The sequence below is a fragment of the Burkholderia semiarida genome (assembly GCF_029268935.1).
Taxonomy (GTDB): domain Bacteria; phylum Pseudomonadota; class Gammaproteobacteria; order Burkholderiales; family Burkholderiaceae; genus Burkholderia; species Burkholderia semiarida.
The window spans coordinates 1,527,784-1,544,855 of the sequence record NZ_JAHLCL010000008.1; the positions used below are offsets into that span (position 1 = coordinate 1,527,784).

The 17,072-nt window shown below is 68.4% G+C and carries 17 protein-coding genes; 6 read left to right on the forward strand and 11 right to left on the reverse strand.

What is annotated here, in order from left to right; translation table 11 throughout:
• Positions 1 to 110 precede the first annotated feature (110 nt).
• Positions 111 to 1,055 (forward strand): metallophosphoesterase family protein, encoded by a 945-nt coding sequence (locus tag KPB06_RS30110; RefSeq protein ID WP_059584837.1) that lies wholly within the window; start codon positions 111 to 113, stop codon positions 1,053 to 1,055.
• A 19-nt stretch (positions 1,056 to 1,074) separates the two neighbouring features.
• A complete protein-coding gene (locus KPB06_RS30115) occupies positions 1,075 to 1,416 on the forward strand; it encodes a cupredoxin domain-containing protein (RefSeq protein ID WP_059585118.1) in 342 nt (113 codons plus the stop codon).
• Between the two features lie 30 nt (positions 1,417 to 1,446).
• On the opposite strand, the gene KPB06_RS30120 is transcribed toward KPB06_RS30115, so the two are convergent.
• Positions 1,447 to 2,616, reverse strand: a complete 1,170-nt coding sequence (locus KPB06_RS30120; RefSeq protein WP_275905766.1) for an alpha/beta hydrolase — start codon at positions 2,614 to 2,616, stop codon at positions 1,447 to 1,449.
• A gap of 346 nt (positions 2,617 to 2,962) precedes the next feature.
• Between KPB06_RS30120 and KPB06_RS30125 the strand changes: the two genes are divergently transcribed.
• The gene (locus KPB06_RS30125) at positions 2,963 to 3,271 is read left to right on the forward strand and encodes an ArsR/SmtB family transcription factor (protein ID WP_059584834.1); all 309 of its coding nucleotides are present in this window, start codon (positions 2,963 to 2,965) and stop codon (positions 3,269 to 3,271) included.
• Between the two features lie 80 nt (positions 3,272 to 3,351).
• A complete protein-coding gene (locus KPB06_RS30130; RefSeq protein ID WP_059584832.1) occupies positions 3,352 to 4,413 on the forward strand; it encodes an alkene reductase in 1,062 nt (353 codons plus the stop codon).
• A gap of 18 nt (positions 4,414 to 4,431) precedes the next feature.
• On the opposite strand, the gene KPB06_RS30135 is transcribed toward KPB06_RS30130, so the two are convergent.
• Entirely contained in the window at positions 4,432 to 4,959 is a 528-nt protein-coding gene (locus KPB06_RS30135; RefSeq protein ID WP_059584830.1) for a GNAT family N-acetyltransferase, read from the reverse strand.
• Positions 4,960 to 5,051: 92 nt separating this feature from the next.
• On the opposite strand from KPB06_RS30135, the gene KPB06_RS30140 reads away from it, so the two are divergent.
• A complete protein-coding gene (locus KPB06_RS30140; protein WP_059584828.1) occupies positions 5,052 to 5,663 on the forward strand; it encodes a LysE family translocator in 612 nt (203 codons plus the stop codon).
• A gap of 21 nt (positions 5,664 to 5,684) precedes the next feature.
• Here KPB06_RS30140 and KPB06_RS30145 read toward each other — a convergent pair whose 3' ends face one another.
• Positions 5,685 to 6,605, reverse strand: coding sequence for a phosphatidylinositol-specific phospholipase C (locus KPB06_RS30145; protein ID WP_155634560.1), 921 nt, complete (start codon positions 6,603 to 6,605; stop codon positions 5,685 to 5,687).
• Between the two features lie 6 nt (positions 6,606 to 6,611).
• Here KPB06_RS30145 and KPB06_RS30150 point away from each other — a divergent pair, with 6 nt between their 5' ends.
• A complete protein-coding gene (locus KPB06_RS30150) occupies positions 6,612 to 7,643 on the forward strand; it encodes a LacI family DNA-binding transcriptional regulator (protein ID WP_059584826.1) in 1,032 nt (343 codons plus the stop codon).
• A gap of 32 nt (positions 7,644 to 7,675) precedes the next feature.
• Here KPB06_RS30150 and KPB06_RS30155 read toward each other — a convergent pair whose 3' ends face one another.
• From KPB06_RS30155 to KPB06_RS30190, 8 genes are all read right to left on the reverse strand, one after another.
• Complete coding sequence (locus KPB06_RS30155) at positions 7,676 to 8,536, reverse strand: carbohydrate ABC transporter permease (RefSeq protein WP_059584824.1); 861 nt, start codon at positions 8,534 to 8,536, stop codon at positions 7,676 to 7,678.
• The gene (locus tag KPB06_RS30160; protein ID WP_059584823.1) at positions 8,533 to 9,402 is read right to left on the reverse strand and encodes a carbohydrate ABC transporter permease; all 870 of its coding nucleotides are present in this window, start codon (positions 9,400 to 9,402) and stop codon (positions 8,533 to 8,535) included. The genes KPB06_RS30155 and KPB06_RS30160 overlap by 4 nt, the downstream gene beginning before the upstream one ends.
• Before the next feature lie 40 nt (positions 9,403 to 9,442).
• Positions 9,443 to 10,687, reverse strand: a complete 1,245-nt coding sequence (locus KPB06_RS30165) for an ABC transporter substrate-binding protein (protein WP_059584821.1) — start codon at positions 10,685 to 10,687, stop codon at positions 9,443 to 9,445.
• 302 nt (positions 10,688 to 10,989) lie between these two features.
• A complete protein-coding gene (locus KPB06_RS30170; protein ID WP_275905765.1) occupies positions 10,990 to 12,201 on the reverse strand; it encodes a porin in 1,212 nt (403 codons plus the stop codon).
• Between the two features lie 161 nt (positions 12,202 to 12,362).
• Entirely contained in the window at positions 12,363 to 13,301 is a 939-nt protein-coding gene (locus tag KPB06_RS30175) for a helix-turn-helix domain-containing protein (RefSeq protein ID WP_059584816.1), read from the reverse strand.
• Positions 13,302 to 13,370: 69 nt separating this feature from the next.
• On the reverse strand, positions 13,371 to 13,967 hold the full coding sequence (locus KPB06_RS30180; protein WP_059584815.1) for a DUF3156 family protein: 597 nt from the start codon (positions 13,965 to 13,967) through the stop codon (positions 13,371 to 13,373).
• A complete protein-coding gene (locus KPB06_RS30185; RefSeq protein WP_059584813.1) occupies positions 13,964 to 15,466 on the reverse strand; it encodes an APC family permease in 1,503 nt (500 codons plus the stop codon). The genes KPB06_RS30180 and KPB06_RS30185 overlap by 4 nt, the downstream gene beginning before the upstream one ends.
• A gap of 230 nt (positions 15,467 to 15,696) precedes the next feature.
• Positions 15,697 to 17,037, reverse strand: coding sequence for an aspartate aminotransferase family protein (locus tag KPB06_RS30190; protein ID WP_059584811.1), 1,341 nt, complete (start codon positions 17,035 to 17,037; stop codon positions 15,697 to 15,699).
• Positions 17,038 to 17,072 lie beyond the last annotated feature (35 nt).

The following is a 17,072-nucleotide window of genomic DNA, read 5'->3' on the forward strand; positions in this document are numbered from 1 at the left end:
CGCAACGGCCGGGAATAAATCCGCCGCTTCGCCGGTATCGCATGCGAAGGCGCCGGCTTATTCCAGGACGATCCGGCCGTCCGGTTTCGTCACGAGAATGCGAGGCTCACATGGCTTCATCGACCCCCACCCGCCCGTCACGCCGCAAGGCCCTGCAATGCATGGCCTTCGGCGGCCTCGGCACGCTGTTCACGCTGTCGGGCGGCATCCTCACGCCGTTCGATCTCGCCCTCGCGCAGGCCGGCGACGCGCGCCCGGCCGCCGCGGGCCGGCCGCTGTTCGTGCAGATCAGCGATACGCACATCGGCTTCAACAAGGACGCGAATCCCGACGTGTCGGCCACGCTGAAGCAGACGATCGATCTCGTCAACGGGATGCCTGCCTTGCCCGCGCTGGCGATCCATACCGGCGACATCACGCATCTGTCGAAGCCCGAGGAATTCGACCACGCGTCGCAGTTGCTGTCCGCGCTGCGCGTGCCGGAACTGCACACGGTGCCCGGCGAGCACGACGTCACCGACCGTTCCGGCGCCGAATATTTCGGCCGGTTCGGCAACGCGTCGGACAACCGCGGCTATTACAGCTTCGATCACGCGGGCGTGCACTTCATTGCACTCGTCAACGTGATGCACTTCAAGCCGAACGGGCTCGGCAGCTTCGGCGACGAGCAGCTCGCGTGGCTCGCGCAGGACCTGAAAGGCCGCTCGTCGAGCACGCCGATCGTCGTGTTCTCGCACATGCCGATGTGGACCATCTACGAACCGTGGGGCTGGGGCACCGGCGATGCGCCGCAGACGATGGCGCTGCTGCGCCGCTTCGGCTCGGTCACCGTGCTGAACGGGCACATCCACCAGATCGTGTCGAAGGTCGAGGGCAACGTGACGTTCCATACCGCCCGCTCGACCGCGTTCCCGCAGCCGACGGCCGGCAACGGCCCGGGACCGGTGCCGCTCACGGTGCCGCACGACCGGCTGCCGTCGATGCTCGGCGTGACGACCGTCGAATTCGCCGGCCATCCGGTTGCGTCGTCGCTGCACGATGCGACGCTCGCCTGACAAATATAAGGAGACCGACATGATCCGCTTCACGCCATCTCGAATCATCACGGTGCTGATCCTGTGCGGCGCGGCCGCCGGCATGCCGCCCGCCGCGTTCGCGCAAGGCCCGACCGGCCCGCTCGTGACGATCCGCAATTTCATGTTCTCGCCGATGTCGACCACGATCAAGGCCGGCACGACGATCACGTGGAAGAACCTCGACGCGGAGCCGCACACCGTCGTCAACGACGCCGGCATCTTTCATTCGAAGGCGCTCGACCAGGACGAAACGTATGCGTTCCGCTTCGACAAGCCGGGCGTCTACAAGGTGTTCTGCGGCATTCATCCGTACATGAAGGAAACGATCACCGTCGAATGACGATGCCGGCCGGTCGTCATCGGCGTATGCTCACTGCCCCGCCGAGCGCATGCCCGGCGCGGTACCGGCGACGACCGGGCACGACTGCGGCAGCGCCTGCCCGAACAGGACGGCCAGCCCGCAAGCGGACGCGAACATGCCGAGGCCGTCATGCCCGACGCCCGGCACTTCGACGACCTGCTGCGCGAGATCGTCCGGATGCCGCTTCTTCAGGTAATCGAAATACGCGAGCCCGCGCGCGAGCCGGTACGGCCCCTGCGCCATCGCCGCGCACGAACGGTCGATGAAATGCGTGGTGGGATTCGTGTCGGCCTGCCCAAGCAGGTACACGACATGGCGCGCGACGTAGCGCGTTTCGAGATCGCGCACGTCCTGCGATGCAACGTAAGGCGGCGCCGACTTCAACCCGTACTTCCATTCGGTCGCGCGCGGGCAGGCGCCGCCTGCCATGGCCTCGGCATTCGGCCGTTCGTCGTCGAAATACAGGTAGCTCGACGGGTTCGCAACCACGTAGCGCACGGCAATGCCGGTACGCGCGAGCGCGTCGCCTTCGCGCCCGGCCACCGCATAACGCTGCAGCAACTGTGCGCCGGCCGAGTGGCCGATCACGACGACCGTCGACATCGACGGGTACCGGCCGCGGTCGGCGAAATGCGCGAACAGCGCGTCGAGCGCCGCGAACGAGCTGATCGGGCCCGGCTGGCGGGCCGGTTCACCGCCCTTCCATCCTTCCTGCGTCCATGCGAGCGTCGGCGCGGGCAACGAAAACGCGCGCACGTCGGCGCGTGTCAGGAACTGCGGCGCGACGACCATCGTGCCCGTGCCGGCCGCACCGGCCTTCTCGACGACCTCGCGCCCCGATGCGTAGTACGCGTCGGCATTACGCAGCGTGCCGTGAATCACGATGAACACGCGCGTGACGTCGGGCGCGGCCTGGTCGAGCGGATGATCGGCGTAGACGGGCAGCACCGCACGGCCTTGCGGCGTGTCGACGGTTATGCGCTGGTCGGCGACGGCCTTGACCGGCGCTTCGAGACGTTCGCGCTGTGTGGGCGTAATGGCTTCGGCCGGCCGCGCGCCGACCAGCATGCCGGCGGCGGCACAGGCCAGCGCGAGCGGAACGGCATAGGACAGGGCTCGAGCGGCCGGCAGCATGCGCGAGAGTCGGATGCGGGAAAAGGCAGCGGAAGTGACGGACATGGCGGCGGCTCGGGTGGCGGATATGACTTGAACGGCGATGGTCGCAGAATCCGTCGCGCGCCGCCGGTCCGTTGCGGAAAACGAATCAGCCCGCCGGTTGCGTACCGCGCTCCGCGCCGATGCACGCTTCGCCCGATCTCGTACGGCGATAGCGGATTGCAGGCAAGGCGACCTGAAGCCGGCGGCCCCATCGACGGCGGTTCACGTCGCCCTCTATCCGACCCCGAGATTACAACGTCCTATCAACCCCATTGCCGACAGTGCTTTCAAACATATCGTAAAAACACGATATATGATTCGCCCATCGACGATACCCGTTTGCCCGACCGAAACACCCAGCCTTTCCATGCCGACCGAACTCGACATCGACGCGATCCTGAAAGCGCTCTCGAACCCCGTGCGCCGGGAAATCCTCGTCTGGCTGAAAACGCCCGACGAGCATTTTCCGCAGCAGACGCTGCCATACGAACACGGCGTCTGCGCGGGCCAGATCGACGCGCGCTGCGGGCTGTCGCAGTCGACCGTCTCCGCGCACCTCGCGACGCTGCAGCGCGCGGGGCTCGTGACGTCGACGCGGATCGGCCAGTGGGCGTTCTTCCGGCGCAACGAGGCCGTCATCGACGCATTTCACGACGCGCTGCGTCGCGAACTCTAGCCAACGGCCGAACCGGCCATGCGGAGCGCCGTCGTATCCGACGCGACGGCTTCTCCGCCTTTCGTAAGAGGTTATTTGCCATGCCCACGCTGTTCGATCCCGTTACCCTCGGTGACCTGACCCTGCCGAACCGCATCGTGATGGCGCCGCTCACCCGCGCCCGTGCGGGCACGGCGCGCGTGCCGAACGCGCTGATGGCGCGCTACTACGCCGAGCGCGCATCGGCCGGCCTGATCATCACCGAAGCGACGTCGGTCACGCCGCAAGGCGTCGGCTATGCCGACACGCCCGGCATCTGGTCCGACGAGCAGGTCGAAGGCTGGAAGCAGATCACGCAGGCCGTGCACGCGGCCGGCGGGCGCATCGTGCTGCAACTCTGGCACGTCGGCCGGATCTCCGATCCGATGTTCCTGAACGGCGACCTGCCGGTCGCGCCGAGCGCGATCGCCGCGGGCGGCCACGTGAGCCTCGTGCGTCCGCCGCGTCCGTTCGTGACGCCGCGCGCACTCGAACTCGACGAGATTCCGGGCATCGTCGCCGCGTATCGCAAGGGTGCCGAGAACGCGAAGGCAGCCGGCTTCGACGGCGTGGAGATTCACGGCGCGAACGGCTACCTGCTCGACCAGTTCCTGCAGGACAGCACCAATCGCCGCACCGATGCATACGGCGGCCCGATCGAGAATCGCGCGCGCCTGCTGCTCGAAGTGGTCGACGCGGCGATCGACGTGTGGGGCGCGGGCCGGGTCGGTGTGCACCTTGCGCCGCGCGGCGACGCGCATACGATGGGCGATTCCGATCCGGCGGCAACCTTCGGTTATGTCGCGCGCGAACTCGGCCGCCGCAAGATCGCGTTCATCTTCACGCGCGAATCGTATTCGGGCGACCAGTTGAGCCCGCGCCTGAAGGAAGCGTTCGGCGGCCCGCTGATCGCGAACGAGCAGTTCACGCTCGACACCGCGCAGGCCGCGCTCGCGAACGGCAGCGCCGACGCGATCGCGTGGGGCAAGCTGTTCATCGCGAACCCGGACCTGCCGCGCCGTCTCGAACTCGGCGCGCCGCTCAACCAGCCGGTGCCGGAGACGTTCTACGCGGAAGGCGAAACCGGCTACACCGACTACCCGGCGCTGAGCGACGCGGCCTGACGGCACAACGGCGCGGGTTCAGATGCGCACGTCCGCGCGCATGAACACGCGCCGTGTTTCGTCGAGACCGAGTGCGACGTGGTGCGCGCGTATCGCGCGCAGCGCGTCGTCGAGCGCTGCATCGTCGATGATCCGGAAACCGAGGCGCGCGTAGTACGGCGCATTCCACGGCGCGTCGCGAAACGTCGACAGCACGATCTCCGTGATCCCTTCCCGCGCCGCGCGCGCCGTCACCTGTTCGATCAGGCGCGCGCCGATACGCTGCCCCGCATGCGACGGCGCGACGTCCAGTTCCTCCAGATACAACCGCTGCGCATCGAGCAGCCGGTAGAACGCGAACCCCACGCACGTGCGTTGCGAATCGACCGCGACATACGCACGGCCGTCGTCGATCCGCACGAGCACGGCGGCCGCATCGGTCGGCTCGCCGTCGGCGATGTCAGCCATGCCGATCGCGCGAAACCGCTGCGCGGCGGCGACTTCCACGGCGGCCATCGCGGCCGCGTCTTCCCGCGTGGCGGGACGAATCAGGATCGATGCAGGCATCACGGCGATTCAGGCAGGCAGTCTGGAACGGCCGTCACTATAATCGAAACTTCATACGTATCGTTTCGAATGCCCGATCCACGAGGTCCGTCATGACGTTGTCCGCACTCGCCGTCTTCGCCTTTGCCCTGCTCGTCACCGCCGGCACACCCGGCCCGAGCGTCGCCGCGCTCGTCGCGCGCGTGCTGACCAACGGCGTGCGCGACGTGCTGCCGTTCCTCGCGGCCATGTGGCTCGGCGAAGCGCTGTGGCTCACGCTCGCGGTCGCGGGGCTGTCGGCGTTCGCGCACACGTTCGCGACGGGCCTGATCGTGCTGAAGCTGCTCGGCGTCGCGTACCTGCTGTTCCTCGCATGGAAGATGTGGACCGCGCCGACAGGCACGGATGCCGACGACCTGCCGCGCGGCCAGTCGCCTTGGCGCATGTTCGTCGCGGGCATGCTGGTCACGCTCGGCAACCCGAAAATCATGTTGTTCTATCTCGCACTGCTGCCGACCATCGTCGACCTCACTCACGTCGGCGTCGCCGCGTGGGCCGAGCTGGTCGGCACGATGCTCGCGGTCCTGATTCTCGCCGACTGCTTCTGGTCGCTGCTCGCATCGCGTGCACGCGCCTTCCTGACGTCGGCGCGCGCGAAGCGGATCGCGAACCGCACGAGCGCAACCGCAATGGCCGGTGCGGCGGTGGCGATCGCGACGCGGTAGTCCGCGGCGGCGCTCCACCCACTAACAGCGAAACGCCTTGCGCCAGGCGCCCCGTTCCGGCATGTAGTCATTGCATTCGATCAGCGCACGCACGAGCGCCCAGTCGTCGTCATCGCAGAAATCGAGCAGCATCGCGCCGTACGGGCCGGGCTGCTCGCGCAAGCGCTCGGCCAGTCGCGCATGAATGCCCTGCACGCGGCCATCGCCGTGTGCGACCACCGACGGATTCGCGCCCATCCCCGTACCGCTGCAGAAACTGATCGCCCAGCGGCCGCTGTCCGGCAGCGGCAGATGCGTCAGCAGCGCGTCGATCGCACGCCACTTCCACGCGATCGATGCTGCCACCGGCACGCGATATTCGTCCTGGATCACGAACGCGCCGTCCGGATGATCGATCGTAAACGTCGCGTTGTCAGGCCACGCGGTCAGGTCGATGCCGAGCGGCCGGCCGCTGCGAAAGCGCCGCAACAGCACGACCGCGCCGCGCACGTCGCCGAGCGCAGGCAGCGTGCCGCCGGCATGCCAGCGCAATCGCGGATGCCGCGCGCGATGCGCGTCGAACGTCGCATCGAAACCGCGCGTGCACGCCTGCGCCGGCCACTCGTCCTTCACCGACATCACGATGCATTCGCGCGGATGCGCATCGAGAAAGCGCGTACAGGTGGCCAGCACGTCGTCGAACGTCATGCCGAGCGCGATGCCGCCGTGATGGATGTCGAACGCATCGCGCACGTGCCGGCAGCGGATGTCGAGCAGCCGCACGCCATGCGCGAGCTGCGCATCGAGCGGCGCACGCTGCGTGCGCACCAGCGAATCGTCGACCGTATACGCACAGGTGTCATGGCTGCCCGGTAGGGTCAGCGTATGCAGCGGCCGCGCGTCGTCGAGCGCGGACATCCAGTCGGCAGGCGGCATGCCCGTATCGTGGCGCGAAGGAATCATGAATCGATGAATGACAAGGAAAGAAAACCGTGGGTCACGGCGTCGGATGTCGCGGCGCGGGCCGGCGTCTCGCGCTCGGCAGTGTCGCGCGCGTTCTCGCCGACGGCAAGCATTGCGCCGCAAACGCGCGAGCGCGTGATGGTCGCCGCGCGCGCGCTGGGCTACCAGGTCAACCTGATCGCGCGCGACATGATCACGCAGCGCAGCAGCATGATCGGCGTCGTGACGGCCGGGTTCGAGAACCCGTTCCGCGCGCGGCTGCTGTCGGACCTGATGGCCGCGCTCGGACAGCGCGTGCTTACGCCGCTCGTGACCAATGCGGAAGATCCGCGCCAGATCCGGCAATCGCTCGAACAACTGCTCAGCTACCGCATCGCGGGCCTCGTGATGACGTCCGCGTCGCCGCCGCTGTCGGTCGCGCGGCAATATCTCGAACACCGGATTCCGGTCGTGATGATCAACCGCGAAGCGAACCTGCCGGGCGCGGATGTGGTCGTCAGCGACAACGCGGCGGGCGCCGCCCACGCCGCGCAGCGGCTCGTGCGGGCCGGCGCGCGCCGGCTCGCGTTCGTCGGGCCGCGCGGCACGAGCTACAGCGCGCGCTCGCGCGCCGCGGCGTTCGAGCAGGCGCTCGGGCCACGCAACGCGTTCGGCGCGTTCGACGCGACGCTCGTACGCGTGCTCGACACGCCGTCCGACACCCATGCCAGCGGGATCGACGCCGCGCGGCACCTGTTCGCGACCGCCGAGCGGCCCGACGGCGTGTTCTGCTCGTCCGACCTGCTCGCGCTCGGCGTGATCGACGCCGCGCGCCGCGAATTCGGCTTGCGCGTGCCGGACGACCTGCGCGTGATCGGCTTCGACGATATTCCCGCCGCCGAATACGATGCGTATCGGCTGACGACGCTGCGGCAGGACACGCGCGGCCTCGCGCATGCGGCGATCGACCTGCTCGCCGACCGGATGCAGGCGTTCGACGGCCCGTCGCGCACGCGGGTCGTGCCGGTCACGCCGGTGGTGCGCGATAGCTGCGCATGACGACGTGAGACCGGGCGCGGCCACGCCGCGCGTCACTTCAGCCCACCCGCGAACCCGCGCAACAGGTAGCGCTGCACGTAGCCGGCCACGGCCAGCGTCGGCAGCGACGCCATCAATCCCGCGCTCAGCAGGTCGCCCCAGTCGATGCCGTTCTCCGTCACATAGCCGGCAATTGCGAGCGGCAGCGTGAAGCGGCTTGGCGTCGACACGAACAGCAGCGCGATCAGGAATTCGTTCCACGCCGCGATGAACACGAAGATCGCGGTCGCGATCAGCCCCGGTGCGCACAGCGGCAGCACGATCTGCACGAGCCGCCGCGCGAGCCCCGCGCCATCGATGCACGCCGCTTCCTCGTATTCGATCGGGACGTCGCGCACGAACGCGAGCAGCATCCAGATTGCCATCGGCAACGCGTAGATCTGGTACGCGAGCATCAGGCCGAGCGTCGAATCGAGCAGGTGCAGCCGCTTCGCGAGCGCGAACAGCGGCACCGCGATCGTGATCGGCGGCATCAGCTTCAACGCCAGCACGAGCACCAGGAACAGCAGGTCGAGCCGCGCCGGAAACCGCAGCCGCACGAGCGCGTATGCAGCCGGAAAGGCGAGCGCCAGCGCGAGCAGCGTCGTGCCGAAGCCGACCAGCAGCGAATTGAACAGCGGCGCGCCGATGCCGTTCGCCCACACCGACGCAAAATGCGCGACCGTCGGCGCGGCCGGCCAGATCCGCAACGGATGATCGAGGCGTTCGAGCGTCGGCATGAAGGCCGCGCCGGCCATCCACAGGCACGGCAGCAGCAACAGCGCGAGCGCGACGACGCGCAGCGCCCACGGCATCGCGTGACCGAATGCAGCGCTCGCTCGTGCGCGCGGGATACCCGTCGATCGCGTCGTCATGCGCGCCGCTTGCGAACCGTCTGCCATACGTACCCCGAGACCAGCAGCGCGGACGCCGCGAGCATCAGCACCGACGCGGCGCTCGCCGGCCCGACGTTGAAGAAGCGGAAGCCCGTGTCGTAGATGTAGGTCGACAGCGTCTGCGTCGCGTTGCCGGGGCCGCCGCCCGTCAGCGCATAGACCTTGTCGAACAGCTTGAACGTGTCGATCGAGCGCAGCAGCAGCGCGAGGCCGATCTGCGGCGCCGCGAGCGGCAGCGTGATATCGCGCAGGCATTGCCATTCGCTCGCGCCGTCGGTGCGCGCGGCTTCGTACAGCTCCTGCGGGATCGACTGCAGCCCGGCCAGCACGATCAGGAACGCCATCGGCGTCCACTGCCACACGTCGACGAGCGCGAGCGACCACAGCGCGAGATGCGGGTCGGACAGCCAGCGCACGCCTTCGACGCCGAACACGGCGAGCAGCGCGTTCAGGAAGCCGTCGAAGTTCAGCCAGTTGCGCCAGATCGCCGAGCACACGAGCGTGGACAGCATCATCGGCAGGATCGCGAGCGGCAGCGCGATGCGCCGGCCAGGGAACGCGCGCACGAACAGCAGCGCGAGGCCGAAGCCAAGCGCCACTTCGGCCAGCGACGCGACGATCGTGAAGCGCAGCGTGTTGCCGAAGCCGGCCGTAAATGCGTCGTCGCCGAGCACCGCGCGATAGTTCGCGAGCCCCACGAACGCGCGGCGGCCGGCCGAGTAATCGACCCGGCAGAACGAGTCGATCAGCACCTGCGCGACCGGATACAGCGCGAGCGCGGCGAGCACCAGCAGCGCGGGCCCGATCAGCGCGACGAACGGCAGGCTGCGGCCGAACGCTTTCATGCGCGACCTCCGGCCGACGGATTGACGTTGACGCGCGCGGTCACTTGCCAGCCGCGGCCGCAGCCGTCGCCTGCGCGATCTTCTGCTGCGCCTGGCGCAGCGCGGCGTCGGGCGCGGCCTGCCCCGTCAGCGCGAGCTGCAACTGGTCGCCGAGAATGCTCTCCACCTGCTGCCAGTCCGTCACGCGCGGCCGCGCACGGCCGGCCTCGAGCGCCTTCAGTTGATCGGGATACCAGCGGTACTGGCGCACCAGCGCCGGATCGTTGAACACGCTGCGGCGGGTCGGCGGAATGCCGATGCCGGCGAGGCGCGTCTGCGTATCGCGCGCGCTCAGGTAGGCGAGGAAGTCCTGCGCGAGCTTCGCGTGCGGCGCGTCCTTCGGAATGCCCATCTGCCAGATGCCGAGCATCGGCGCCGGGCCCGCGGTCTGCCCCGGCGGCGGCTGCAGCGCGATCTGCCCGACCACGCGCGACTGCTTCGGATCGTCGAGGGCCGGCACCCATGCCGGCCATACCTCGATCGACTGCGCGGCCGTGCCGCGCTGCAATGCGTCGCGCACTTCGGCCGCGCCGTACACGTCGACGTCCTTCGGCGCGAATGCCTTCAGCGCGAGGAAAGTCTTCAGCGCGGCCTGCGCTTCGCGGGAATCGATCGTCACGTTGCCGGCCCGGTCGAACACGTCGCCGCCGTACGCCCACAGGATCGGCAGAAAGCCCGTGACGACCGGGTTGCCCTTCGTGCCGCGGAACACGACGCCCGACACGCTCTTGTCCGCGCCGCCGACGGTCTGCGCGATCTTCAGCACGTCGTCCCAGTTGCGCGGCGGTTGCAGCTTGTACTTCGCGAGCAGATCCTTGCGGTACGCGAACATCTCGACGTTGCCGACGATCGGCAGCGCGTACAGCGCGCCCGCCGCGTTGCGGCCGAGCGCGACGGCGGACGGCACGAGATCGGCGTCCGCGAGCGACGCGGGCAGCGGCTTCAGCCAGCCGTTGCCGATGAATTCGGGCGCCCACGTGTCGTCCATCATCACGAGGTCGTACGCGCCGGTGCCTTCGCGCATCGACAGCTTGAGCTTCTGGTACAGGTTCGCGTTCGGTAGCTTGAGCAGCTCGACGTCGGTGCCCGGATGCAGCTTGGTGAAGCCGGCGACGGCATCGGCCAGCCCCTTGCCGTAGATGTCGTCGCGGCCTGCGATGACGAGATCGGCGGCCACGGCGTGCGTGGCGGCGAAGGACAGCGCAAGGGCGGCGGACAGCGCGCGCAGGCGGCTCAGCAAGGTCATGAGGTCTCTCTCGATCGGCGTATGGAGCGGAACGGTCATGCGTTGCACACGTGTGCAACGCCGGCGACACGTCGGGTCGCATGAAGCGTCGCCATTGTTCACGCAGACCGTGAAGGTATTGTGGCAACCCGCAAAGCCGGGCAACCTGACGCCCGCATTCCGTCCAGCCGGGCCCGTTCAGTTAAGCATACGGACGGCTTTTTTCAAGCATCGCTTTCCATCACTCGACCGGCGCAGGACCATACGCGTGGAGGCAGCACGGCGGCATGCGACCGACGTGCCGCCGCCAGCCGCATTCAGCGTCAAAAGTTCACACGAATCCCGGCCATCACCGCCAGTTGCCGGCTCGAATTGCTGTTCGCGAGCACCGGAATCTGCGCATAGTTCGCCGCGTTGCCATCCGCATCGGTGCCGAGCCCCGTGCCGCTCGCGATCTGGCCGATCGCGACCGCATACAGCGCGGTGCGCTTCGACAGGCTGTAGTTCGTGCCGACGTTCACCTGGTGGAATCGCGTCGTGCCGCGCCCGTCCGTATGCGCGGCATTGAAAATGTACGCGACGCCGCCTTGCAGCGCCGGCGTGAACATGTACGTGACGTTCAGCTCGCCGATGTCGAACGTGAACGCCTGCGTGCGCGGCTGCGCGGCGGTCGAGAAATAGCGGCTGTCGCCGAGACGCGTATGCGTATAGGTCAGCGCGACCGTCGCCGCGCCGAACGTGACCGACCCACCCGCGCCGAACGCACGCATCGAGCCCGCATCCTGCAGCAGGCAGTACATCGCGCCCGGGTTGCCGCACGCGAAATCGCCGATATAGCCGCTCGCGCCGCCGAGCGCCGCGTCGAGCGGCTGGTGCAGGTCGAGGTAGCCGACCGAGAAGGCCACCGGCGAGCGCGTGTACGTCGCGGCCACCGCATAGCCACGCTTCGCGGAAAAATCGCCGGCCTGGCCGCCGAAGCTGAACGTGCCGCCGAACGTGAGGCCGTTGAAATCGGCACTGGTGAACTTCACCGCGTTGTTGAAGTTGAACGCGGCATTCAGGTTGTCGACGTCGCCAAGGTGCGAGCCATACGGCGTCGCCCAGTTGTTGCTCGACACGTACGCGCCGAGCATGTCGGTGTACGAGTCGTATTGCCGGCCGAGGCCGAGCGTGCCGATCGAATCCTGGCGCAGCCCGACCCACGCCTGCCGGCTGAACGCGGTGCCGCCCTGCAGCGCCTGCCCGCTCGCGGACAGGAACTGCTGCTCGAGCGTGAACACCGCACTCAGGCCGCCGCCGAGCGGCTCGGCGCCCTGGAAGCCGAAGCGGGACGGCACGAGGTTGCCGCCGCCCATCTGCCATGCATGGCCGCCGCCCGTGCTGCCGTCGGCGCGCGTGAACTGCTGGTTCGTCGAATAGATGATGCCGGTGTCCACGGTGCCGTACAGCGTCACGCTCCCTGTAGTCTGCGCGTGCGCCGCATGCGCGCAACCCAGCATGGCCGCGGCTGCGGCCAGTCGTCGTCCGTTCTTCATGTCCCGCCCCTCCGTGATCATCGATACGCAGTGCGAATCGATGGTGTTGTCGATATGGGTGGCAGGACTGTATCCAGCGAAAATTCCGGACCTCTATCCCAAATCAGCAAATGGTGATGGGGACGAGCGATACACGGCGGCACCGTCGCGGCGCGGGCAGATCATTCGGGACGCAAGGTTTGCGACGGCAGCTCGCCGAACAGGTCGCGATACTCGCGCGCGAAATAGCCGAGATGCGTGAAGCCCCAGCTCGCCGCGGCTTCGCCGACGCCGAGTTGCCGCACCGACGTCGTGCGCAGCAGGCGACGCACCGCATTCAGCCGGATCGTGCGCAGGTAGCCGACCGGCGTGACGTCGGCCACGCGCTGGAAGCTCGTTTGCAGCGTACGACGGCTGCAACGCAGCGCGCGGCAGAGTTCGAGCACGGTGACGGGTTCCTCGGGCCGGTCGCGCAGATGCTTCTCGCAGCGGCTCACGATGTCGCTGTAGGTGGCGTGCGTGATGTCGCGGCGCTCGACGCCGATCCCCTGTTCGAGCGCGTCGAGGAACATGCCGAGCATCGCGTCGCGAAACATCTTGCGGGTGGCCGCGTATTCGAGGCAGCCCGGATTGCGCTGCGCGTCGTCGATCAGCGACGACAGCCGCACGCCGAGCGCGACGCCCTGCGCGTCGGACAGCCGCGTCACGTGCCGCAGCCGGCGCGCGCCGGCCGCGCCGAATTCGGCCTCGCACAGCTCGTCGACCATGTCGGACGCCGCGCTGATCCCGACGAGCCCCATCCCTTCCGGCGTGTGGAATTCGAAATCCTCGCCGGCGCGCAGCGCGAGCAGCGCATAGCCGTCGACCGGCTGGCCCTGGAACGTGCCCGCGAGCGGCACGGACAACGGCACCGCGAGCGACGTGCGCCCGGCCGGCGCGAGCCCGGTTTGCGCGACGCGCCGGTTGGTCGTTTCCCGGAAGAAGTGGAAATCGTCGTACAGCACCTGCGTGACGGTGCCCTTGAAACGGCCCGGCGTCATCTGACGGTACACCTGATGCCAGCCCGCGATCGCGAGCCCGTGATCGTGCACGTCTTCGTGTGAGCGTGACTGGAACAGCATCGGCACCTCCGGTAAAACCCTGATTTCTCGATGCGACCGCCGGGTTCACGCGGCACGCATCGCCACAGCTTACCCTCGCAAAATCCCGCGCAGTGCGGCTTCGAACGCAAGACAGGCCGCCGACAGCGCGGCGGCCTGCTCGTCGATCAGCCTGACATAGCGGCGAAACGACGGCATCCGGTTCACGACCTCGCTACCGCCGAACGGCACGATCGCGAGCGTCCAGCGGCCATCGCGCGCGGCGATCGCGCAGTCGGTCAGGTGCAGCCCGCGCAGCGCGTCGGCCAGCGACGGCCCGGCAAGCAGCGCGGCCAGCGTGTCGATGAAGACGGGGTCGCATCCGGGCGCGGGCACGGCTTCGATACCCGTACGGCGCAGCCAGCCGGTCTGCCGCACGCATGCGCTGCCCTGCGCGGCCGGGCCGTCGGCGGCGGCCGTCACCGTCACGCTGACCGTATGCATCAGGAACTGGCGCTCGACGCGCTCGTCGATGCCCACGCGCACGCCGTTCGGCAGCCGTGCCGAGACGCCGCCGACGCCACCGACCGCGTCGGCGTCGCGCACGGCCCGCAGGTCGGCGAGCACGCGCGCGGCGATCGCGCCGGGCCGATGGCCGGGCGGCGGCGCATCGAGCGCCGCACGCCGCGAGCCAAGCGCGGCCTTCACGACGCGACGTGCTCGTTGCGCAGCACGTCCTCGACCGGCACCGGCCTGAACGGATGCCGGCGCTGCACGACGAGCGTCCAGAACAGCGCATACAGCGCGGTGAGCCCGAGCATCGCGCCGAACGGCACGTAGATGTCGCGCGGGTTCATGCCGGGCGGCGTGATGTACCAGATCGCGAGCACGATGCCGACGCTCGACACGATCTGCGGCAGCGGGAACAGCGGCGAGCGGTACGGGCGCGGCAAGTCAGGCCGGCGGATGCGCAGCATCACGACCGACGCGGTGACGAGCAGGTACGCGGTGCCCCACGCGCAGGTGGCGGCGAGCACGAGGTGGAGGATGCTGTCGAGGTTGCCGTTGATCAGCCACGCATGAACGATCGGCACGATCGCCGACGCGACGATGCCGACCACCGGCGTCTTGAAGCGCGGATGCAGGTACGCGAAGCAGCGCGGCAGCGCGCCGTCGATCGCCATCCCGTACAGGATGCGCGGCAGCCCGGCCATCAGCGTGTTGATCGTCGCGGCGCCCGCGCACAGGAACGCGATGCCGAACCAGATCCGCCCGAACGGCCCGAGCACCTGCAGCGCGAACGCGGGGATCGCGCCCGGCGTGTCGAGCAGATGCGTGAGGCCGTCGGGGCTCACCGGCACGTTCGCGACCTGGCGGCGGATCGCCGCGCCGTACAGGAACATGCAGATCGCGACGCCGACGAGGCCGAGCGCCATCGCGCGCGGAATCGTGCGCCCCGGCGCCTTCATTTCCGGCGCGAGCGGCGTGACGAACTCGCAGCCGACGAACATGAACATCGCCATCCCGACGAGCGACAGCACGGACGAGATCGACGTACCGACTTCCGAGCCGCCAAACCAGCCGTCCAGATGCACGGCCGGCGCGGCCGCGAGCCCGAGAATCCCGAAGATCATCAGCGACAGCCACATGCCGGCCGTCAGCACGATCTCGAGCTTGCTGAACACCTTGATGCCGATGATGTTGGTGATCGCGAACGTGACCACGAGGCCGACGCCGACGAGCCACGAACTATTGTGCTTCTCGAACGCGGCGTTCAGCGATTCGAAGTTCACGAGCGCCATGATGCCGCTCAGGATCGTCTCCGCGGTGCCGGCGAACACGTGCACGAGGAAATACGCGGAAATCGTGCCGGTGATCGCCCAGAAGCGGCCGAGCCCGCACGACAGGTAATCGTAAACCGAGCCGGCCGTCGGCAGCATCGCGGCGGCTTCGGAGAAGGTCGTGGCCTGCGCCTGCATCATCACGAACGCGACGATCATCGCGACCGCGAACGCCCAGCCGCCCATCCCGAAGCCCGACGTCGCGGTGAGGATCACCGGGCTCGCCATGATGAGGCCGACCGCGCTCGCCAGCGCGGTCGGGAAACCGACCGCGCCGGCCTTCAATGCGGCGCCGCCGCCTGCTTCAGCCGGCGAGCCGGCGGACGTATCGCCCGCGGCGCCGGTCATTCCCGACCATCCCGACATCGTTGTCTCCTTCGTGGGTTGGCCCGAACCGGCGCTTCGTCAGCGGCCGGGGCCAGATGCTTTGCGGTCGGCCCCGGGCGGTGCGTCAGCGCGTCGATGCCCCGGGCCCCTGTCGATCACGGCGTGATCCGATGTCGAAAAAATACGCAGGCAAAATAATCCGGTCATAGCGCAAATCGGCAAACCCGCGATGGCGTTTACCCTCCGCCGCGGGTTTGCCGGTCACGCCGTCATGCGAACGGCACGGCCTCGAAGCCGGCCGCGAGCGCGTCGACGATCCGGTCGAGCTGTTCGCGCTGGATCACGAGCGGCGGCGACAGGATGATCTTCGTGCCGACCGGACGCACCAGCACGCCGTTCTCGCGCGCGACTTCCGCGACCGCGTTCGCGTAGCCGGACAGCGGATCGATCGGCTCGCGCGTGTCTTTGTTCGCGACGAGGTCGAGCGCGAGCATCAGCCCCTTGCCGCGCACCTCGCCGACCGCCGCGAAGCGTTCCGCGAACGGCCGCAGCGCCTCGAGCAGATACGCGCCCTGCTTCGCCGCATTCGCCGGCAGATCCTCCTTCACGACGATGTCGAGGCTCGCGATCGCGGCCGCGCACGCGACCGGGTGGCCGGCGTACGTGTAGCCGTGCATGATCGCGCCGCCGAAATCGGCGTTCGCGGCGAACGCGTCCTCGATCCGCGCGTTCACGACCGTCGCGCCGAGCGGCACGTAGCCCGACGAAATCCCCTTCGCGAGACACATGATGTCCGGGCGCACGCCCCACCCGCGGCTGCCGAACATACTGCCGCTGCGGCCGAAGCCCGTCACGACTTCGTCGGCGATCAGCAGCACGCCGTAGCGGTCGCACACCTCGCGCACGAGCGGCCAGTAGTTGGCCGGCGGCACGATCACGCCGCCCGCGCCCTGGATCGGCTCCGCGATGAACGCGGCGATGGTGTCCGGGCTCTGGAACTCGATCTCGCGCGCCAGCATTTCCGCGCAGATCCTGCCGAGTTCCTCCGGGTCCTGCGTAAACGGATTGCGGTACAGCCACGGCGTCTCGACGTGGAAGCAGCCGGGCAAATTCGGCTCGTAGTTGCGGCGGAACACCGTGTTGCCGTTCACCGACGCGCCACCGAAATGCGTGCCGTGATAACCCTGCTTCAGCGAGATGAACTTCGTGCGATCGGCCTGGCCGCGCACCTTCCAGTACTGGCGCGCGATCTTCAGCGCGGTCTCGATCGAATCGGAGCCGCCCGAGCTGTACAGCACGCGGCGCATCCCTTCCGGTTCGAGCATGTCGATCACCTTCTTCGACAGCTCCTCGGCGCGCGGATGCGAGATGCCGTCGAACAGCTGGAAGTATTCGAGCTCGTCGAGCTGGCGCACGATCGCGTCCTTCACTTCCTGGCGGTTGTGGCCGACGTTCACGTTCCACAGACCCGCGACGCCGTCGACGAGCTTGCGCCCCTGTTCGTCGAACACGTAACAGCCGTCGCCGCGCACGATGCGGATCGGCTTGCGCTGTTTCATTTCGTTCGGGTGCAGCATCGGGTGCCAGAACTTCGCTTCGTTGTAGCTCATTGCAGTCTCCACTTTCGGATCGGTTGTTGCGGTTT